We start from the raw sequence: 20,668 nt of genomic DNA, 5'->3' as shown, positions 1-20,668 counted from the left end.
TAATTCCCCGTAACCCTGAAAGTTATCTGCAAAATGATCACTGATTGCAGTAATCACTTTGCCTAAAATTTGTGTCGCCTTTAAGGCAAATAACTCAGGCCCTAAAGATTTCTCTGAGTGTGAAGAATAACGGGGTACGCGCCAATAAAAAAAGAATAGAATCTGCTTTGTTATTCCATTTAGTTATTAATTTATAAATTAACCAGTAAAAACAGATTAAAAGGTAAAAATAACTGCTGATGATTTCAGCACCACGCTTAGCCGATCAGAAATATCATACAAAAATTTATTCACTTCATTTTTTTCAAAATACAAATTAACTTTTTTGCAACAAATCTTGAGTAGGCTATAGTGGATTTGGCCACATTCTGTGCGCCGACTATAAATACAATAAGGAAACACTATGTCACACGGGGCATATAGAAAACTCATACTCAGCAGTGCTATGTTAGCTACAGCACTTCCCTGCATGGCCAGCATTAATAATGGTGACTTTGAAAACTGGTCAAGTAATAGCCCAAACGGCTGGAGTACGATTGACTCAGGCATTACACTATCAGCTTCAAATACCATAGTGAATTCAGGAGCTCTTGCTGCAAAAGTAGTGGTTAATACCGCTAGTCAAAGCAATACTGATTTACTGCAAGAAGTTACTGTTGAGGCCGGCAAAAGCTACTTATTCTCAAGCTGGGTTTATCACACCGAAGGCGGCATTAAAGCGCGCTTAATTGCCGACGGCTATCAAGGCTATTCAAATCCAGCGTTATTAAATCAGTGGCAACAAATAAGCTATACATATACAGCAACCAGCAATGCTACGATTACCGTGGGCCTGCGTTTTTACGATGTCAGCGGCTTTGATGGCAGTGAAACTATTTATGTGGATAGTTTTACACCAGGTGCTAGTGATACCACCCCACCGCCACCAGTCGGTTGTGCTGATAACACCGTTAACTTAGCACTGACAACTGATAACTATGGCGAAGAGACTAGCTGGCAGATCACTAACGCCCAAGGCACAGCAGTTGCGTCAGGTGGCAGTTATAGTGGCAACAACAGCTACACAGAGCAAGCTTGCTTAGTTGATGGCGATTACACATTTAGTATTTTTGATAGTTACGGCGACGGTATTTGCTGTTCATTTGGTAATGGCAGCTACGCGCTAACATCCGCCCAAACAACATTGGCTAACGGCAGTAGTTTTCAAAGCAGTGAAGCAACTCCCTTTATACTTGGTGATAATACCAACCCAGAAACGCCACCCAGCGAGCCAACTGGCTACTATGTTACAGCACAAGGTTTAACGGGCTATACACTTAAAACCGCGCTTTATAACATTATTAAAGGTCACAACTCACAAGGTTATTCAGCTATTTGGAGTTTTTACGATCTTGCTTCACGGGATAAGTACTTTGAAAATGACAATTCAATACTCGATCGCTATTCAGAAAATCCCACCGGTCAAGACAGCTATAACTATGTCGCTGTAAGTGATCAATGCGGCACTTACAATAGTGAAGCTGATTGTTATAACCGCGAACATTCATTTCCGAAAAGTTGGTTTGGCGGCACAAATGAGCCTATGAACTCAGACGTACATCATATTTTTGCAACCGATGGTTATGTTAATTCAAAACGTAGCAATTACCCATTTGGCGAAGTAGGCAGCGCCAGTTTCACCTCAAGCAATGGCAGTAAGCTTGGCAGCGCAGCAAGCTCGATTAATTACTCAGGCACGGTATTTGAGCCAATCGATGAGTTTAAAGGTGACTTTGCTCGCGCCTACTTCTATATGGCAACCCGCTACGAAAACGTCATTGGTACTTGGCAAAACAACACCACGGCTAGTAATGCCGTGCTTAACGGCTCTAGTAACCAAGTGTTTGAGAATTGGGTAGTGACTATGTTGGTTAATTGGCATAACGACGATCCAGTCAGTCAACTTGAACTTGATAGAAACCAAGCCGCTTATGAGCATCAAGGCAATCGCAATCCATATATCGATCATCCAGAATTTGTTGAGATGATTTGGTAAAGGTCAGCGGTCAGCGGTCAGCGGTCAGCGGTCAGCGGTCAGCGGTCAGCGGTCAGCGGTCAGCGCAGAAAAACATCAGCCTTTGCACTTGCAAAGGCTGTTTTGCTCTCTAATTTTATAACCCAATTTATGCAGTAAGAATATAATTAATGCTCTTTTGTTTGTCATTGTTGGGCATCTTTTTTGTTGCTCAACCCATGCTAACGCAGCAGTTGCAAATTCACTGTTATTTGCAATTGAGTGATCCACCGCTTCTGCAAGCTTCACAATTTGCAAAATAGATTGTCTATATTCGGTAAGGCCTAGGCTTAAAAGGTAATTTTGAATCGGACACATAGCATTTAATCAGAGTGAAAAAATACAGCATAAAAGCTGGAGCTAGGTTAAGGTCAAGTAGTTTTTTATGAGGGAAATTTATCGACGTGCTTTTTCTATGGTATGAATTTTTATACCTGCATATTCTTATACCAATCGTGTTAAGTTACAGACCATTTATAGCGACAGATAAATACAGTGATAACAAGGCGTAAATTTTGACATGTAGTTGTTCTAATTGAAAAAATTATAACGCAGTTAGCGCTTTATTTAGCTCGCTAGAATGGTTAAATATTTAAGTCGATTGGTATTACTGTTCTCTTCTTCCCGGCCCTCAATAGACTCAACCCAAGCTACGGTGGGGAAATTTACTCCGCGCTGACGGCTGAAAGCTTACCGCTAAAAGCTGCTCCAAACGCAAAAAGCCCCAGCTAATGCCGGGGCTTTTTATAAAACAGACTTAATTAAAAATTAAGCTTGTTTTGGACTAGAAATAACGTCTACTAATGTCCAAGACTTAGTCTTAGAGATTGGAGCGCATTCACGGATAGTAACAACGTCACCCGCTTTTGCTGTGTTATTTTCGTCATGTACGTGTAATTTAGTCGTACGTTTGATGAATTTCCCATAGATTGGGTGCTTCACGTAACGTGCGATAGCGATAGTGAAAGATTTTTCCATCTTGTCGCTGATTACAGTGCCTTGAAGAGTACGAATTTTATCACTCATTATTGACCTGCCTTCTGGTTAATAACTGTTTTTACACGCGCGATATCGCGACGTACTGTTCTTAGCGTGTGAGTTTGAGCTAACTGACCAGTGCTTGCTTGCATGCGCAGGTTAAACTGCTCACGAAGAAGACCTAGAAGTTCAGCATTAAGCTCTTCTACGCTTTTATCTTTTAGTTCGCTTGCTTTCATCACATTACCGTCCGAGTTACGAAAGTTGTTTTGAATGGCAGTTTACGAGCAGCAAGGTCGAATGCTTCACGAGCAAGCTCTTCAGAAACACCTTCCATTTCGTAAAGTACTTTACCAGGCTGAATTTCAGCAACCCAATATTCAACAGAACCTTTACCTTTACCCATACGAACTTCAAGAGGCTTTTCTGTGATCGGTTTGTCAGGGAAGACACGGATCCAGATTTTACCTTGACGTTTCACGTGACGTGTCATGGCACGACGAGCTGCTTCGATTTGACGAGCAGTCATGCGGCCACGGCCAGTAGCTTTCAAACCGAAAGTACCGAAGCTTACTTTGTTACCGTTTTGCGCTAAACCACGGTTGCGGCCTTTGTGCATTTTACGGAATTTTGTACGTTTTGGCTGTAACATTACTCGCTACCTCTACTTAGCACTTTTTTTGGCTTTCTTTGGTGCGCGTTTAGCTGGCTTCTCTTGCTCTTGTACTAGTGGTAAACCACCAATAACTTCGCCTTTGAAGATCCAAACTTTAACACCAATGATACCATAAGTGGTTAAGGCTTCAGAAGTTGCGTAGTCGATATCAGCACGAAGAGTATGTAGAGGTACACGACCTTCACGATACCATTCTGAACGTGCGATTTCTGCGCCGCCAAGACGACCGCTAACTTCAACTTTGATCCCTTTAGAACCGATGCGCATTGCATTTTGTACCGAACGCTTCATAGCGCGACGGAACATAACACGACGCTCTAGTTGAGAGGCAATGCCGTCTGCTACTAGTTGTGCATCTAGTTCTGGTTTACGTACTTCAGAAATATTGATCTGAGCAGGTACACCAGCAATCTTAGTTACCGCTTGACGTAATTTTTCTACGTCTTCGCCTTTTTTACCGATAACAACACCCGGACGAGCCGTGTGAATTGTTACGCGGATTGATTTTGCTGGACGCTCAATAACGATTTTAGACACAGAAGCCGCTTTCAATTCCTTAGTAAGGAATGTACGTACTTTGTGATCGCCAAAAAGCTGTGCAGAGAAATCTTTTGAACTCGCGTACCAGGTAGAAACCCAAGGTTTAGATATACCTAGGCGAATACCAGTAGGATGAACTTTTTGTCCCATTACTTATACTCCTAGCTATCTGAAACCACAACAGTGATGTGGCTTGTACGCTTAAGGATGCGGTCTGCGCGTCCTTTAGCACGTGGCATAATACGTTTCATTGTTGGACCATCGTCCACAAAGATCGTTGTTACACGTAGCTCATCAATGTCAGCACCTTCGTTATGCTCTGCGTTAGCAATAGCAGACTCAAGTACTTTCTTAACTAATACAGCCGCTTTCTTAGGGCTGTACGCCAGGATTTCTAGTGCGCGATCGACAGGTAACCCGCGGATCTGATCTGCAACTAGACGTGCTTTTTGCGCCGAACCAGAGGCGAATTTATGTTTAGCTAATGCTTGCATTTATCATTCCCCTCTTAACGTTTCTTCGCTTTCTTATCCGCAGCGTGGCCACGGTAAGTGCGAGTTGGTGCAAATTCACCTAGTTTGTGACCGATCATTTCGTCAGAAACGAAAACTGGTACATGCTGGCGACCATTATGGACAGCAATGGTCAATCCGATCATGTTAGGTATGATCATTGAACGACGGCTCCAAGTTTTAATTGGCTTCTTGTCACCGCTTTCCAAAGCTTTCTCTACCTTCTTCAGCAAGTGTAGGTCTATAAAAGGACCCTTCTTGAGAGAGCGTGGCATGGCTATTCCTCAATATTACTTAGTACGACGACGTACTATAAATTTATCCGTACGCTTGTTCTTACGCGTCTTAGCACCTTTAGTCGGCTTACCCCATGGAGACACAGGATGACGACCACCAGATGTACGACCTTCACCACCACCGTGTGGGTGATCAACCGGGTTCATGGCAACACCACGAACTGTCGGACGAATACCACGCCAGCGATTTGCACCTGCTTTACCAAGTGAACGAAGCATATGCTCAGCATTGCCTACTTCACCTAGCGTCGCACGACAATCTGATTCAACTTTACGAACTTCGCCTGAACGAAGACGTAATGTTACATACTGACCATCACGAGCAAGGATTTGAACGTATGCACCAGCAGAACGTGCGATTTGAGCACCTTTACCTGGTTTTAATTCTACGTTGTGAACAGTCGAACCTACAGGCATATTGCGCATAGGTAATGCATTACCAGGCTTGATTGGTGCATCAACACCAGACTGGATTGCATCACCAGCTTTTAAGCCTTTTGGTGCGATAATGTAACGACGCTCACCGTCTGCATATAATACAAGTGCGATGTTTGCGCTACGATTTGGATCATATTCTAAACGCTCAACAGTGGCTGGAATGCCATCTTTAGTACGTTTAAAATCGATTAAACGGTAATGCTGCTTATGACCACCACCGATATGACGAACCGTAATACGACCATTGTTATTACGACCACCTGATTTAGAGTTTTTCTCTAATAGTGGTGCGTATGGCTTGCCCTTATGTAGATCTGGGTTTACCACTTTAACTAGGTGACGACGACCCGCAGAAGTTGGCTTACACTTTTGAAGTGCCATAATTCTAACTCCCCTTATTACTCGGCGCCGCCGACAAAGTCTAGTTCGCTGCCTTCTTTAAGAGTAACGTAAGCTTTTTTCCAGTCGCTACGACGACCGAAACGTGCGCCAGTACGTTTTGTTTTACCCTTAACATTAAGTGTGCGAACACCAGTTACTTCCACTTCAAAAAGCTTCTCTACAGCTGCTTTAACTTCAGCTTTAGTTGCGTCATTTACTACTTTGAAAACGATAGTGTTGTTTTCTTCAGCAGCAATAGTGCTTTTTTCAGAGATATGTGGAGCAAGGATCACTTTTAAAAGACGTTCTTCACGAATCATGCTAGCGTCTCCTCAAGTTGCTTAACAGCAGCTGCTGTAATAAGTACCTTATCGAAAGCGATTAAGCTTACAGGGTCGATACCAGCTACATCACGCGTGTCAACCTTGTACAGGTTACGTGCCGATAAAAATAGATTCTCATCTACTTCTTCAGTTACGATTAGAACATCTTTAAGCTCAAGTTCTTTAAGCTTAGCAACTAGTTCTTTAGTTTTTGGTGCTGCTAGAGCAAAACTTTCAACAACGATTAAACGCTCTTGACGAACTAATTCAGATAAAATGCTTTTGATCGCACCGCGGTACATTTTACGGTTTACTTTTTGGCTGTGGTCTTGTGGTTTAGCTGCGAAGCTAACGCCACCTGAACGCCAAATTGGACTACGGATTGTACCAGCACGTGCACGGCCAGTACCTTTTTGAGCCCATGGTTTTTTACCACCACCGCTTACTTCAGAACGTGTCTTCTGAGCACGAGTACCTTGACGAGCACCTGCTGCGTATGCAACAACTACTTGATGTACTAATGCTTCGTTAAACTCACGTCCAAAAGTAGCTTCAGAAACTTCAAGACCGCCAGAAGCGTCTTTAATTGCTAATTCCATCACTAAATCTCCAGGACTTATGCTTTAACAGCAGGTTTAACGATAACGTCACCGCCGATAGCGCCAGGTACTGCACCTTTAACTAAAAGCAAGTTACGCTCAGCGTCAACGCGTACTAGTTCTAAGTTTTGAGTCGTTACACGCTCAGCACCCATATGACCGGCCATTTTCTTACCTTTAAACACCTTACCAGGTGATTGGTTTTGACCGATTGAACCAGGAGCACGGTGAGATAGAGAGTTACCATGTGTAGCGTCTTGCATGCTGAAATTCCAGCGCTTAACACCACCTTGGAAACCTTTACCTTTAGAAGTACCGGTTACGTCAACTTTGTTGATTTCGTTGAATAATTCAACAGTAAGCTCAGCGCCTACTTCAAAATCGCCTTCACCACCATTTAGGCGGAATTCCCACAGACCGCGACCCGCTTCAACACCAGCTTTAGCGAAGTGACCCGCTGTTGCTTTGTTTACACGGCTTGCTTTTTTAGTGCCTGCGGTTACTTGAAGCGCGTTATAACCGTCTGTTGCGTCAGATTTGATCTGAGCAATGCGGTTAGGTGTCGCTTCAATAACTGTCACAGGGATAGATACACCATCTTCAGTGAAGATACGTGTCATACCCACTTTACGACCGACTAGACCTAATGCCATTTTCCTAAAACCTCTCTAATCTTTCGATTAACCCAGGCTGATTTGAACATCAACACCAGCAGCAAGATCTAAACGCATAAGTGCGTCAACAGTCTTGTCAGTTGGTTCTACGATGTCGATCAGACGTTTATGGGTGCGGATCTCGTACTGATCACGCGCATCTTTATTAACGTGCGGTGATGTAAGTACAGTAAAACGTTCAAAGCGTGTAGGTAGTGGAATTGGACCACGTACTTGTGCGCCAGTGCGTTTCGCAGTTTCCACGATTTCCGCCGTTGATTGGTCAATCAAACGGTGGTCAAAAGCTTTTAGGCGAATACGAATGCGTTGATTTGACATTCTTAAACCTCAATATAAAGAGCATTTAAAAGAGCATAAAAAAACGACCGAAACAATCTTAAAAACATAAGATGCCGGTTGTTGATTTATATCTACGTTGAGTTCCAAATCGGAACTCCTGTTTTATTAGCTTGAAATCCAAGCTTAATGTTCCTTCCAAGTTCCCGGGGGAATTTTGAAAGCCTGCGTATTATAGTGATATTGGTGATAAATGCAACAACTATTTCAAACTACCAGAATGAGGATTATTTATACTGTAAAAAAGGGTTGTCACTATGTCGTCATTACTGGGAATTTACTATAGTTAGGAAGCCATGCAATCGTACTTGGCACTAATGATAATGGTCAGTCCAGTTTTTAATTGTTATTATTCATCCTTATTTTGCTTTTATCTCTTAATCCTTAACCTTGGTGAGTTGATGCGTATTTTTAATTATTGCTTGAATTTTGTGTCTATGGTGATGAATCGCCTATTTGTGAAAAGCAAAGTACTGCCCGAGAACCCAATTGAACAATACGGTCTTAATCCCGCCTACCCTACTTTTTATATAGTTAAACTTAATGCTCGCTCAGATTTAGCGGCTCTTGACCGAGTTTGTAAGAAGTACAACCTGCCCAGACCAACTGAACAACAGCTGTTGGGTAATGCAGAGTTAGACCGTTTTATTGGCCTACAAAATCCACCACCACTGTTTGGCAGCCAAGCGAAGCCAACTGACGCGCTAAACCAGGGTAAACAAATAATTGCTCAACTATTTACCAGTGGCGAAAAAAACGTGCAAGTCATTCCGGTCACTATTTTATGGGGTCGTAATCCTGGTAAAGAAAAACCAGGTTTAGGTACGCTAGTTTCGCACTCACTTACACCTAGCTGGTTTCGTAAGTTTTTTGTATTACTGTTTTCGGGGCGCGATAACTTTATACGCTTTAGTCAACCGTTGGATTTATCGTTATTAGTAAATGAAAAAGCCGATGTTGATGAATTACCTCATAAATTACTTCGCGTCGCTAGGGTGCATTTTCGTCGTCAAAAATTGGCGGCAACGGGCCCTAAAATGCCCTCACGCGAGCAACTATTTAATTCATTGTTAGCATCACCGACTATAAAAAAAGCAATTAACGATGAAGCAAAAAGCAAAAAAATCAGCCATGAGCAAGCACGGCAAAATGCGTTAAAGCTATTAGATGAGATTGCTGCTAACTACAGTGATGCCACCATACGTGTTGCAGATCGTGTATTAACCTGGCTATGGAATAAGCTCTACAACGGCATTGATATAAAATACACCGAACAAATCCATGATCTAACCAATAAAGGTCATGAAATTATTTATATGCCGTGTCATCGCAGCCACATGGATTACTTATTACTTACCTACTCGATTTATCATCTTGGTTTAGTACCACCACATATTGCTGCTGGTATTAACTTAAACTTCTTCCCAGCAGGCGGCATATTCCGCCGCAGTGGCGCATTTTTTATTCGCCGCTCATTTGCTGGCAACAAGCTTTACTCTGCTGTATTTAAAGAGTATTTAAGTCAGTTGTTTATCAAAGGTTACTCAGTTAAGTTTTATACTGAGGGCGGACGTAGCCGTACCGGGCGTTTACTACCACCAAAAACAGGTATGTTGGCGATGACACTACAAGCTATGTTACGTGGTATTGATCGCCCTATTTCGATTGTGCCGGTGTACATTGGTTATGAACACGTCATGGAAATAAATACTTATCTGAAAGAACTCGCAGGTGATGATAAAAAAGGCGAGTCGATTTTCGGTATTTTCAAAGCCATTAAAAATCTCAAAAACTATGGCCGCGGCTATTTGAATTTTGGCGATCCGATTTCGGTTAATCAATATTTAAATGAGCATCAACCTGATTGGCGTGAATCTATTCACCCAACTGATGTACAAAAACCACAATGGCTTGGTCCGCAAGTGGCGACTTTAGCGGATAAAGTGATGGTTAATATTAATAGTGCCGCCGCGCTTAACGCAGTTAATTTACTGGCAATGATCTTACTGGTAAATGATAAGCAAGCATTGAGCAAACCTAAATTGTTAGCACAACTAGACTTTTACTTACATTTACAACGTAGCGCTAGTTACAGTGAAAAAATCACCACCCCAGATGAAACTTCATCACAGTTACTCGAACATGCTTTAAAGTTGAATAAATTTGACGTTATAAGCGATGAGTTTGGCGAGATTATCGCGATTAACGATAAAGAGAAAATCCTCTTTAACTACTACCGTAATAATATTCTTCATGTGTTTGCCGTACCAAGCTTACTGGCACTGCATATATTTAAAAGCCATAAAACGACAGTATCGCAGTGCCAAAAATTGGTTAACTGTTTTTACCCGATGTTTGCTAAAGAATGGTTTTTACACGAACTTGATGAAAATTATATCACCCGCATACTGGCCAGCTTTGTAGATCAAGATTTAATAGAAATTGATGGTGATAACATAAAAATCACCAACAGTAATGATTGCTTAGCCAAGCTGGAAATTCTAGGTCGTGCGCTTAGCTTAACCCTGCAACGCTACGCCATTGTGATTGGCTTTATTCAAACCAGTAAAGAAATTGAACGCGCAGAACTTGAACGCGAAAGCCAAGTATTAGCGCAGCGCTTAGGTACCTTGCATGGTATTAAGACTCCTGAGTTTTTTGACAAAAAAGTATTGGTAGGCTTTATTAGCAACTTGCGCGAACAAAATTTAATTAGCGAAACCGAGAATGGCTTACAGGGCAGTACTGAACTTTGTGAAGTGTATATTCATCTTAAAGCCTTGCTGCCAGCGCGAGTCTGGCAGTCAATTAGTGATATTGTGCAAGGACAATGTAAGCAAAAATAACTGCAAGCGGCATATTAACGCTGACGCATTACACCTTCTTGGATCGTTGAGGCAACTAAATTGCCTTGACGGTCAAAGAACTGACCACGCACCAACCCCCGCCCTGAGCTCGCACTTGGGCTATCAATGGTATATAAGATCCAATCATCCATTCGAAACGGACGATGAAACCACATCGCATGGTCAATTGTTGCTACTTGCATGTTTGGCTGCATAAACGAGACACCATGGGGCTGTAGAGCCGTTGGTAAAAACTCAAAGTCAGACGCATACGCCAATAAATAGTTATGAATACGTTGATCATCTGGCATCTCGCCATTGGCTTTGAACCAAATATGTTTAACCGGCTCCATTACCTCTGGCTTAAATGGGTTATGAAAGGTGACCGGACGCATTTCAATCGGCATTTCGCGAATAAACTTATTGCGGATCACCTCAGGTATATGAGATGCGTGCTCTTGATAAAACTCCAGTGATGAGCGCAGCTCCTCAGGAGCAGGTACATCCGGCATAGTAGCTTGATGCGACAAGCCATCTTCAGCACCTTGAAATGATGCCGTCATATAAAAAATAGGTTTTCCATATTGAATAGCACTAACTCGGCGAGTACTAAAGCTCTTACCATCACGGATCGTTTCAACATCGTACACAATTGGCTTTGCAGCATCTCCAGGGCGTAAAAAATAAGAATGCAGTGAATGAACAATACGGCCTTCCGGTAAGGTTTCTTTAGCTGCAGACAGTGCTTGGCCCATGACTTGACCACCAAATACCGCACGAAAACCCAAATCTTGGCTTTGCCCTCGATACAAGCCCTGCTCTATTTCTTCTAACGTTAATAACGACAATAAATCATCTAAAACTTGGCTCATAGTTGCTCCTCAATCCCATTTAGATTTTAATGATACTATAGACAAGTATGATGTAAATATTTCAAGGATCCTAGTTATGGCGTATTGGTTATTTAAAACTGAACCCGATGCATTTTCAATCGACGATTTAAAAAGCGCCCCTGCACAAACCACTGCATGGGAAGGTGTGCGCAACTACCAAGCCCGTAATTTTATGCGCGATGGCGTAAAGCTCGGCGATTTAGTAATGATTTACCATTCTAGCTGTAAACACGTCGGCGTTGCAGGTATCGCAATAGTGACTGCTGAAGCCTACCCAGATCCTTGCCAGTTTGATTTAAGCAGTGATTATTACGATCCTAAATCAACCAGTGATAAACCGAGATGGGTTGTGGTTGATGTGACCTATCAGCAGCATTTAAATAAATTAGTCAGCTTAAAAGCGATTAAAGAAAACGACGCCATCACCGAAATCGCTCTAAAAAAAGGCGGTCGATTATCGGTAATGCCAGTGACTAAAGCGGATTGGCAAGCAATTATAAAAATGGCAGAGTAACAACAATAGATTGTTGCTAATACATCACGTTTCCTTCTTTTTCCAAATTTGCTAAAATAGACGGCTTGTTTTAGTTAGGGGGTTAGATGAAATTACTGTATTGGTTAGATGAGTGGTTAACTCTACCTCAAGATGAACAGCAAACCAGATTACCTATCTCTGGAGGCGATTTACTTGGCGATGTTTTTGTTAAGTATCACTTTATTGATATAAATAAGCCTTTATTGTTCACCTTTTCTCCTGCAGGTACTAATTACCAAGAGCATGATCTCAATGATGATTTTAGCCCTTGGGGATTTCAACTAGCGCAAAAACAACATGTGAATGTTATTTCTTTTCAGCACTTAGGAATAAGTAATTGGTTTAGACACCGTAATTTACTGTTTTTCCTCGAGCAACTAGCTCCCTTGCTAACACCCTTTACCCAGAGATTAGGCTACGGCTTAAGCCGAGGTGGCTTTGCTGTGGGTGCATTTGCTAATTTACTAAAGCTAGATAAGGTACTGTTATTTCACCCTGTTAGCACCAAAAATAAAGCACTTGCTCCTTGGGATGACCGCTCAAGTACCGATATAGCACAACAATTCGATTGGGAGCAAGATTACCACGATCTCGATTTAGGCAATGCTAAAGGCTATATAATTTACGACCCGACCAATCGTATTGACCGTGGCCATGCTAAGCGCTATTCGCAACTAACCCACTTACGCGTGTTTGGTATGGGTCACAGTACCCATGCCACCTACCTAAATAAATTTGGCTTCTATAAACAAGTGGCCGTCGACTTTATTAGCCATCAACAAGTCGATATTGCGCAATTTCGCCTACAAACCAAAACCCTGCGCTTTAAAGAAGACTATTATAGAAGGCTCAACAAGGCGAATGCTAAATCGGCACACCGCCAAGTATTATTAAGCAAAGCGCACAACATACTAATTGATGAAAAAGCAGCGCATGTGCAAGAGCATCAAGCAAAAATTGATATTCAACCATTGATTGATGTCGCGCTAAAGCACCAAGATGAACACCCTAAGGATGCCATTCAGCTGCTGGAAGTTGCTCAGCAACTTGCCCCTGATGATCCTTTAGTGGAGCACAAACTAAAACAGTTAAAATAAAAAACCGTGCTTGTTTAATCAAGCACGGTTGGCAAATTTATATGTAAACTGACAACTCAATTTTAACCTTTCTTTTTCTTGGTAGTTTTCTTTTTGTGCCCGTGCTTGGGCACTATCGCAAAGTACATTATCAGTGCGAGCCAGGAGAAAAGGATAATGCCGATTAACCAGCCATTTTTTTCATGACCTTGCGTGCGCTTACTGTTAAGCACAATTACCACTGGTAAAATATAAGCACTCAAAAGTAGAATTAAAAACGCCACTTCATTCATTGCTTAGCAAGCCCCTGCCAATCGACTTCGCTGCTTAAAACACGATCAACCGCGATATAATGTAAAATATCACCACTGTTAACCGGATAATCCAGTGGTGGATTTAAATCCATATTTTGCGCACTTAGATTGTGTGCAACACCAAGTAAAATAGCATCATGGTCGTGTTTAAAATGATGAAATAATTTACCAAATTCCATTACCGCTAAATCATCAGGAATAACTAAACTAAACTGGGTATCACCATGCAAAGTAGATAATAATTCCTCTTGTACACGACTAGAGCCTGGGTCTTGCATTGAGCGTACTAGAATTTCGGCTGACTTAGCCGTTGAACATTCCACGTTGTAACAATGTTCTAGCAGCATTTCGACTTTACTCTCATCGTTAAAGTGCGCACTAATATGGCAGTCATCTTTTACTAATTTACTAATGCGCAGGGCGGTGGTAAAAGTTTCGTCGTCGTCTTGCCCGTCAATAATAATTTTATCTGCCAGTTTAATTGCGACCCTTTCCAGCTCGCTTAAATCTGTAAAACTAGTTAAGCGTACAAAATCAACATGGGCATTAGCTAAAAATGGATGCTCCATTGACTCTGTGACCGCAAGCAAAATTCGTCGATCCAAACGCTTTTGGTCAGCGAGAATATAATCAATCATTTTTTTAGTACGAATTTGATGCCAGCCAAAAATAATAATGTGATTGTGAAAATGTGCAAAACTTTTATCACCCGTCATAGCGCGCCTAATTAAATAAGTAACTGTTTGCCCTGTTTTACCTAACAGAACACCAAATAAAGCTAAACCAAATGGAATTTGCAGTATCGCTACAATCCATCTACCCAGATCTGTAGTTGCACTAAAATCACCATATCCTACCGTTGAGGTAGTAACGATATAGTAATAAACAAAAGTGCTAATTGGCCTCAGTGCTACTTCTCCTGCGAAGATTAACAACAACCAGATCAAGACCATATGTAATAATGTAGCAATAGCGACAGCTTGCCAACTAACCTGATCAATATGATTTCTGACTAGTAAAAATAATCGTTTAAATATAAAAGGCATGCCCACACTTGGTTATTCAGCTATCAATTATCCGATAAGTTACTGTAATGCTGAAATGAAGGCAATGCTTGAAATACCTTTGAGGATCAAGATTATTATCTAGACTGCTTTTTTAAAGTAGAACAGTGTAAGCTATACTTGAATTATTAATTATAAAGTCGAGCGTGTTATGTCAGGTGTATTAGCTTCTGTTGATCAACGAACTCAACTCGTTGGTGAAAATCGCTTAGAGTTATTATTGTTTTATTTGCACAGTCGTCACTTGTTTGCTCTTAATGTCTTTAAAGTTAAAGAAGTAGTGAAACTGCCGCATCTTAGTATCATTCCACATGCCCATCCTAAAATATCAGGCGTAGCCAATATTCGTGGTGAATCAATCCCTGTTATTGATTTACGCCAAGCGATTTGCATGTCTGCGGCTAAGAATACTGAAGATAGTAACTTAGTGATCACTGAATACAATCGTACAGTACAAGGGTTTTTAATTGGTAAGGTTGATCAAATCGTTAATATGACATGGTCAGATATAATGCCACCGCCTTCCTCTATCGGTAAAAATCATTATCTAACTGCGCTCACTAAAATTCAACGTGATGGTCAAGAGCAGTTAGTAGAGATCATTGATGTAGAAAAAGTATTAGCAGAGATTATTGAGTACGAAGTGCAAATCTCTGATGAGGTACTTGACCAAAGTATCGTAAACGAATTTGTTGGCCGAAAAATACTCCATGCAGACGACTCACCTACAGCACGAAAGCAAGTGAGCGATACATTAACGCAGTTGGGTATTGAGATTATCCCAGCGAGTAATGGTCTTGAAGCACTCAATATGCTTAAAGCCTGGGCTGATAAAGGCATGGACGTAGAAAAAGAGTTACTGATGGTGATCACCGATGCAGAAATGCCAGCAATGGATGGTTATCGCTTAACGCACGAGATACGTAACGATAACCGCTTAAAAAATCTGCATGTGGTACTTAACACATCCCTCAGTGGCAGCTTTAACCAAGCCATGGTCGAGAAAGTGGGTTGCAATGCGTTTTTATCTAAATTTCAACCAGATTTACTCGTAGAAGAAGTACAAACACGTTTAAAAGCGGTCCTCGCACCACAGAAATAGCACTGTATCTAAGCGTGGCTTATGCCACGCTAGTGCTTGAATTAACGTTTATTGTAATGACGAACAAATACGCGATTTAACACCACGACTACAACTCTATTTGCCAATTAAACGCTTTCGTGATTAATTGGCAATATGTAGCAATAATCAAAACACACAATCATTATGCTAAATCATGTTGCCAAACCGTTCACTAAATTAGTGGAACGTTACCTACCCGATCCCTTTATTTTTGTTATTTTACTCACACTACTTACCTTTATAATTGCGTGTGTAGTGACACCTTCAAACCCACAACAAGTGCTGAGCGCGTGGGGCAGTGGTTTTTGGAACTTACTGAGTTTTGCCATGCAGATGCTGTTGGTATTACTCACCGGATATATGCTGGCAAGTACACCGATGATGAGCCGACTGCTCACGCAATTAGCAAAACTTGCCAATACTGCGCCAAAAGCTATTTTATTAGTGACTTTTGTATCATTACTCGCCAGTTGGATTAACTGGGGATTTGGCTTAGTTATTGGCGCTTTATTTGCCAAAGCAATTGCCCGCCACACACTCGTTGATTATCGCTTACTGGTTGCCAGTGCGTATTCTGGCTTTATTGTTTGGCATGGTGGCTTGGCAGGTTCAATTCCATTAACCATTGCTACTCCAGGGCATTTTGCTGAGCAAAGTATGGGCGTGATAAACACCAGCGCCACCTTGTTCTCAGGTTTTAATATCGCCATTGTGGTGGGCTTATTTATTATTATGCCACTGGTTAATCGTTATATGTTACCCAGCGCAAAAGACAGCATTTATGTTGATAAAACGCTATTAGCAGAACCGACACCTAAGCCCAACAATGTTACTCGCCCTGCCGATAGAATTGAACACAGTAAGTTATTAGGACTAGGCATTGGAGTGCTTGGGCTAGTTTATTTAGCTAATTATTTTGTGTTTAGTGGCGGCTCACTTAATTTAAACAGTGTGATTGCACTGTTTTTATTTTCTGCGATTTTACTGCATCAAACGCCGTATAATTTACTTAATAGCCTGCAGCAAGCAGTCCCCAGCGGCGCAGGGATTATTATCCAGTTTCCATTTTATGCTGGGATCATGGCAATCATGGTACAAACGGGTTTGGCGCAGCAGATATCACAAGGATTTATCGCCATCGCCAGTGCACAATCATTGCCATTTTGGAGCTTTTTAAGTGCTGGCTTAGTAAATATATTTGTGCCCTCAGGTGGCGGCCAATGGGCGGTGCAAGCGCCTATAGTGATACCCGCAGCACAGGCTTTAGGTGCCGACATGCCCCGCGTAGCAATGGCGGTAGCCTGGGGTGATGCCTGGACTAACCTGATTCAGCCATTCTGGGCTTTACCGGTACTGGCAATTGCCGGCCTAAAAGCCAAAGACATTATGGGCTTTTGTTTAGTGCAGTTAATTATAACCGGCGTGTTTATATCCTTGATGTTGAGTTTTTATCCGTAACGCTTGCTGCAAAAATACAGCGTGAGTAACACCTCACGCTATTTAAATTTGTTAACTCGATAGAATTTTCATCGGCAGGCTTAAAATTGCGTTTTCAGAGTCAGCAAAGTGCATCATCACCCCGACGTGTCCTGCAACGACGAGTGCATACATTACCGCTGAAAAACCTTGCCCGTATTTATCTAGTGGCAGTAAATGCGAATAGTGGCGGCCGCGCCATTCAAAGGCGATTTCCAGTGCACCGATAAATAAGAAAAACACTAATAGCATTAAACCAAAGGTGTAGCTTAGCCATAAGCCAAATAACACGCCTAAAATACAAATACTTAAACCAACCCATGAACGCATTGAGAAGCTAATACTTTTTAATACATGCCCGCCATCAAGCGGTAAAATAGGCAGCAAGTTAAATAAATTCAATAATGCGCTGAGTACTGCGACCCCGGCAAATATTTCCATCTCGGTGGCATAATAAAGCACCACACCAAGTATGGAGGTGATCAAACCAAATGCAGGCCCCATTAAAGAAATCACCACATCTTGCCAGCGGGTGGTAATTTTATCGTCGCTTACGGCAAGCCCACCAACAAATGGGATTAAATAGATACCCTTGGTTTTAATACCAAAATATTGCATTGCTCTGACATGGCCGTACTCGTGGATCACCAAACAAGCAATTAGCATAAGCGCAAACTCAAACGTAAATAACCAAGCATAACCAGCCACTGAGGCGCCCGCTAATACTACCTTAACGACTTTCGCACTTTTAAAAATCTTAAAACCGAGCGCAAATAATCCAAGCAGCCCCTGCTTAGGTTTAGTTTTTTCAATAGGCGGTAATGTCAGTTGTTTTACAAACTCATTATCAATATGTAGCGCTATACTATGCTCAATGACCGTACTGGTGTCTAAACCAATCACTTGATTATCTAGCTTAAATTCAAAATAGTTAGCACGTGGATTATCAAATCCGATTGCCTGTTGTTGCTGAAAAATTTTTACAATTTGTTGCCCCGCGAGCACTAAACTAAATTGTTGATCAGCAAGGGTCAGCTGTATTTGCATGATGTCACTTCAAATCTTAAAAATTATATCGTTAGTATACCCATTTTTTTAGCTAGATTATGGAATATATTTGCAACTATAAAGCTGACACCTTCGCTATTCTCGACTACTTTTAATTAACGAGTAAATTTTATTTCAGGGAAGAAAATGACAAAGCTAGCACGCAGCATTTTGGTCGTTGATGATTCAAAAGCTATTTTAGTAGTGATGCAGGCTATCTTAAATGAGCTTGATGTGCCCAATGTAACAACCTGTTTAGATGCGCAAGATGCCCTCAATAAAGTAAAAGCGCATCCATATGCATTTGATGCCGTATTTACTGATCTGAATATGCCGAACATGGATGGCATGGAGCTTATTCGTCACCTTGGCGAGTTACATTACCCAGGGGCAATTGTCATTATTTCTGAAATGAATTCAAAAATCATTGATTTAGCGGCTGATTTAGCGCGTAAAAACAACGTACATTTAATTGGTAATATCGCCAAACCAGTACAACTCAACCAAGTTTATACACTGCTACAAAAACTAGAGTATTTAGCTTGTCATACAGAAAAGCCCACAGAACCAATTTCTGAAACGCAATTACTGCATGCGATAAGCCATAATGAGATAACGCCGTTTTATCAACCAAAAATAAACCGTACTAATAATAAAGTTGAAAGCGTAGAAGTATTAGCCAGAATTGTGACAGCAGCACAAGGTGCTATATTTTTACCTGAACGGTTTATTTGTGTTGCTGAAGATTTAGATTTAATTAATCTGATCACGTTTCAGTTGTTTGAAAAGGCAACAGGCGATTTCTCAGAAATAAAAACTCGTTTAGGCTACAAACTTAAACTGGCTTTTAATTTGTCCCCCTGCCAGCTAGAAGATTTAAGCTGCCCAGATAAGCTGGCTTTAATTTTACATCTTAATCAACTGACCCCAAGTGAGATTATTTTAGAGATCACAGAACAGCATGCTTTATCCAGTTCTGCACAGCTAGAAACTCTAAACCGTTTACGAATGCGCGGTTTTGGCATTTCTCTTGATGATTTTGGCACCGGCTTTACCAATGTACAACAATTAAAAACATTGCCTTTTACTGAGGTGAAAATAGATCGTACCTTGATCAGTAATATTGAAAGTGATTTATTTTCTCAAGTCATTGTTAGTAGCTTAGTAAATATAGCCATTCAAGATGACTTAACAATTGTCGCTGAAGGCATTGAGCGCGTTGAAGAGCTTGAATACTTGGATCGTTTTAAAGAGCACATCTTAATGCAGGGCTTTTTGATCAGTCGCCCAAAAGGCAAAACTGAATTTATTCGTTGGGCGCAATCATGGCTACATATGGTTTCATTAAATAGTCATAGCCGACGTTAATTTTTTCGTTTCGCCATGGTATTCTCAGCGCTTAACAATTTATTGCTACTTTCCAAGCGCTGACGCCAGCGTTGCTTAGCAACTGCCTGCATATTAGCTGATTGATCATGCTCATCGACTATTTCAAAGCCCATTAACGCTTCGATCATATCTTCGAGTGTCACAATCCCCTGCACATCACCATATTCATCTATCACTAAACAAATATGAGTACGCTCAGCTAGCAGAGTATGTAATAAAGTAGGTACGTATAAAGTCTCTGGCACAGTATAAATAGGTTTTATCAACTTACTTATTTTATAGTTTTCACCCAACCTATGATACGCCAGCATAATATCGTTTTTATGCACAAAACCGATAATATCATCACCATTTTTATCATATACCAACACCCGAGAAAACGACGCTGAACCATGCTCAGCCAAATATTGATTTACGGTTAAATCTTTATGTACTTTAAACAAGACGGTACGCGGGGTAATTAGCGCATCTAATTTGGCGTGACGGAAATGCAATAAACTACGGATGATTTCAGACTCTTCCTGATGTAAGGCACCTGATTGCGATCCCATATCAGCCATGGCTTCAATTTCTTGGCGAATATAGTACTCTTCGTTGTAATTACGGCCCAACATACCGGTGAGTTTTTCGGCAAGCCACACAAAAGGTTTGAGTGCGATGACTAAATACTGTAATGCTTGGGTCACCATAGGTGCAAGCGTTCGCCAATGCTTTGCGCCCAGAGTTTTTGGAATGATTTCTGACAACACCAATACTAACAAAGTCATTATCGCCGAAGCAATTCCCACCGCCGCATCAGAAAAAACTACGGCAGCTTGTGCCCCTACACCGGCAGCTCCAGCAGTATGGGCAACCGTATTTAAGGTTAAAATAGCAGCTAAAGGCTGATCAACATTGGTTTTCAAGTGCTCGAAACGCTTGGCTAGTTTAGGCTTTTTTTTACGTAATACTGCAACATAGCTAGGCGTTATACTCAATAATACGGCTTCCATAATCGAACATAAAAAAGAAATCGTAATCGCCGCTACCATGTAAACGATTAATAATGTCACTGTTACCTCTACGCTACTCAATTGCTCAACACCTTATCAAGTGTCAG

23 protein-coding genes are annotated in these 20,668 nt (G+C 41.4%); 7 read left to right on the top strand and 16 right to left on the bottom strand.

The window, feature by feature from the left end:
- Positions 1–403: 403 nt before the first annotated feature.
- Entirely contained in the window at positions 404–2,035 is a 1,632-nt protein-coding gene (locus PSR9079_RS03440; RefSeq protein WP_149980447.1) for an endonuclease, read from the top strand.
- Between the two features lie 786 nt (positions 2,036–2,821).
- Here the strand turns inward: PSR9079_RS03440 and rpsQ are convergent.
- From rpsQ to rpsJ, 11 genes are read right to left on the bottom strand one after another with little or no spacing between them, the layout of a single operon-like run.
- Positions 2,822–3,079, bottom strand: coding sequence for a 30S ribosomal protein S17 (gene rpsQ / locus PSR9079_RS03435; protein WP_016709053.1), 258 nt, complete (start codon positions 3,077–3,079; stop codon positions 2,822–2,824).
- A complete protein-coding gene (gene rpmC, locus PSR9079_RS03430) occupies positions 3,079–3,270 on the bottom strand; it encodes a 50S ribosomal protein L29 (RefSeq protein WP_054552371.1) in 192 nt (63 codons plus the stop codon). The genes rpsQ and rpmC overlap by 1 nt, the downstream gene beginning before the upstream one ends.
- On the bottom strand, positions 3,270–3,683 hold the full coding sequence (gene rplP / locus PSR9079_RS03425) for a 50S ribosomal protein L16 (RefSeq protein ID WP_002957890.1): 414 nt from the start codon (positions 3,681–3,683) through the stop codon (positions 3,270–3,272). Before rplP ends, rpmC begins: the two co-directional genes overlap by 1 nt.
- 12 nt (positions 3,684–3,695) lie before the next feature.
- On the bottom strand, positions 3,696–4,397 hold the full coding sequence (rpsC, locus tag PSR9079_RS03420) for a 30S ribosomal protein S3 (RefSeq protein WP_054206128.1): 702 nt from the start codon (positions 4,395–4,397) through the stop codon (positions 3,696–3,698).
- A gap of 11 nt (positions 4,398–4,408) precedes the next feature.
- A complete protein-coding gene (gene rplV / locus PSR9079_RS03415) occupies positions 4,409–4,741 on the bottom strand; it encodes a 50S ribosomal protein L22 (RefSeq protein WP_004588690.1) in 333 nt (110 codons plus the stop codon).
- A 14-nt stretch (positions 4,742–4,755) separates the two neighbouring features.
- Positions 4,756–5,034, bottom strand: a complete 279-nt coding sequence (gene rpsS / locus PSR9079_RS03410) for a 30S ribosomal protein S19 (protein ID WP_010561269.1) — start codon at positions 5,032–5,034, stop codon at positions 4,756–4,758.
- A gap of 15 nt (positions 5,035–5,049) precedes the next feature.
- A complete protein-coding gene (gene rplB, locus PSR9079_RS03405) occupies positions 5,050–5,874 on the bottom strand; it encodes a 50S ribosomal protein L2 (protein WP_007376192.1) in 825 nt (274 codons plus the stop codon).
- Positions 5,875–5,891: 17 nt separating this feature from the next.
- Positions 5,892–6,194 carry a 50S ribosomal protein L23 gene (rplW, locus tag PSR9079_RS03400; RefSeq protein WP_054206127.1) on the bottom strand — a complete coding sequence of 101 codons (303 nt, stop codon included), beginning with the start codon at positions 6,192–6,194 and terminating at the stop codon, positions 5,892–5,894.
- Positions 6,191–6,796 carry a 50S ribosomal protein L4 gene (rplD, locus tag PSR9079_RS03395; protein WP_054206126.1) on the bottom strand — a complete coding sequence of 202 codons (606 nt, stop codon included), beginning with the start codon at positions 6,794–6,796 and terminating at the stop codon, positions 6,191–6,193. The genes rplW and rplD overlap by 4 nt, the downstream gene beginning before the upstream one ends.
- Before the next feature lie 17 nt (positions 6,797–6,813).
- Positions 6,814–7,449: a 50S ribosomal protein L3 gene (gene rplC, locus PSR9079_RS03390; protein ID WP_054206125.1), complete on the bottom strand. Its 636-nt coding sequence runs from the start codon at positions 7,447–7,449 to the stop codon at positions 6,814–6,816.
- 27 nt (positions 7,450–7,476) lie between these two features.
- A complete protein-coding gene (gene rpsJ, locus PSR9079_RS03385; RefSeq protein ID WP_002957900.1) occupies positions 7,477–7,788 on the bottom strand; it encodes a 30S ribosomal protein S10 in 312 nt (103 codons plus the stop codon).
- Between the two features lie 419 nt (positions 7,789–8,207).
- Here rpsJ and plsB point away from each other — a divergent pair, with 419 nt between their 5' ends.
- Positions 8,208–10,652 (top strand): glycerol-3-phosphate 1-O-acyltransferase PlsB, encoded by a 2,445-nt coding sequence (gene plsB / locus PSR9079_RS03380; protein WP_149980446.1) that lies wholly within the window; start codon positions 8,208–8,210, stop codon positions 10,650–10,652.
- A gap of 14 nt (positions 10,653–10,666) precedes the next feature.
- On the opposite strand, the gene tesB is transcribed toward plsB, so the two are convergent.
- Positions 10,667–11,524 carry an acyl-CoA thioesterase II gene (gene tesB, locus PSR9079_RS03375; RefSeq protein WP_145237887.1) on the bottom strand — a complete coding sequence of 286 codons (858 nt, stop codon included), beginning with the start codon at positions 11,522–11,524 and terminating at the stop codon, positions 10,667–10,669.
- Positions 11,525–11,600: 76 nt separating this feature from the next.
- Between tesB and PSR9079_RS03370 the strand changes: the two genes are divergently transcribed.
- Both PSR9079_RS03370 and PSR9079_RS03365 read left to right on the top strand, forming a co-directional pair.
- Positions 11,601–12,059, top strand: coding sequence for an EVE domain-containing protein (locus tag PSR9079_RS03370; protein WP_149980445.1), 459 nt, complete (start codon positions 11,601–11,603; stop codon positions 12,057–12,059).
- 86 nt (positions 12,060–12,145) lie between these two features.
- Entirely contained in the window at positions 12,146–13,177 is a 1,032-nt protein-coding gene (locus tag PSR9079_RS03365; RefSeq protein WP_149980444.1) for a cytosolic protein, read from the top strand.
- Between the two features lie 62 nt (positions 13,178–13,239).
- Here the strand turns inward: PSR9079_RS03365 and PSR9079_RS23875 are convergent, their stop codons facing one another.
- Positions 13,240–13,449 carry a hypothetical protein gene (locus PSR9079_RS23875; protein WP_149980443.1) on the bottom strand — a complete coding sequence of 70 codons (210 nt, stop codon included), beginning with the start codon at positions 13,447–13,449 and terminating at the stop codon, positions 13,240–13,242.
- Positions 13,446–14,516 carry a potassium channel family protein gene (locus tag PSR9079_RS03355; protein ID WP_149980442.1) on the bottom strand — a complete coding sequence of 357 codons (1,071 nt, stop codon included), beginning with the start codon at positions 14,514–14,516 and terminating at the stop codon, positions 13,446–13,448. The genes PSR9079_RS23875 and PSR9079_RS03355 overlap by 4 nt, the downstream gene beginning before the upstream one ends.
- A gap of 169 nt (positions 14,517–14,685) precedes the next feature.
- Between PSR9079_RS03355 and PSR9079_RS03350 the strand changes: the two genes are divergently transcribed.
- Complete coding sequence (locus tag PSR9079_RS03350; protein ID WP_149980441.1) at positions 14,686–15,636, top strand: chemotaxis protein CheV; 951 nt, start codon at positions 14,686–14,688, stop codon at positions 15,634–15,636.
- 165 nt (positions 15,637–15,801) lie between these two features.
- Positions 15,802–17,115: a short-chain fatty acid transporter gene (locus PSR9079_RS03345; RefSeq protein ID WP_149980440.1), complete on the top strand. Its 1,314-nt coding sequence runs from the start codon at positions 15,802–15,804 to the stop codon at positions 17,113–17,115.
- Between the two features lie 51 nt (positions 17,116–17,166).
- On the opposite strand, the gene PSR9079_RS03340 is transcribed toward PSR9079_RS03345, so the two are convergent.
- Positions 17,167–18,183 (bottom strand): metalloprotease, encoded by a 1,017-nt coding sequence (locus PSR9079_RS03340; protein ID WP_149980439.1) that lies wholly within the window; start codon positions 18,181–18,183, stop codon positions 17,167–17,169.
- Between the two features lie 144 nt (positions 18,184–18,327).
- On the opposite strand from PSR9079_RS03340, the gene PSR9079_RS03335 reads away from it, so the two are divergent.
- A complete protein-coding gene (locus tag PSR9079_RS03335; RefSeq protein WP_149980438.1) occupies positions 18,328–19,548 on the top strand; it encodes an EAL domain-containing response regulator in 1,221 nt (406 codons plus the stop codon).
- On the opposite strand, the gene PSR9079_RS03330 is transcribed toward PSR9079_RS03335, so the two are convergent.
- The gene (locus tag PSR9079_RS03330) at positions 19,545–20,621 is read right to left on the bottom strand and encodes a CNNM domain-containing protein (RefSeq protein ID WP_149980678.1); all 1,077 of its coding nucleotides are present in this window, start codon (positions 20,619–20,621) and stop codon (positions 19,545–19,547) included. The genes PSR9079_RS03335 and PSR9079_RS03330 overlap by 4 nt on opposite strands.
- Positions 20,622–20,668: the final 47 nt, after the last annotated feature.

This window comes from Pseudoalteromonas rhizosphaerae (genome assembly GCF_902498845.1).
Taxonomy (GTDB): Bacteria; Pseudomonadota; Gammaproteobacteria; order Enterobacterales; family Alteromonadaceae; genus Pseudoalteromonas; species Pseudoalteromonas rhizosphaerae.
The sequence above is the reverse complement of the archived record's forward strand: the minus strand, read 5'-3'. Positions and strand labels throughout refer to the sequence as shown.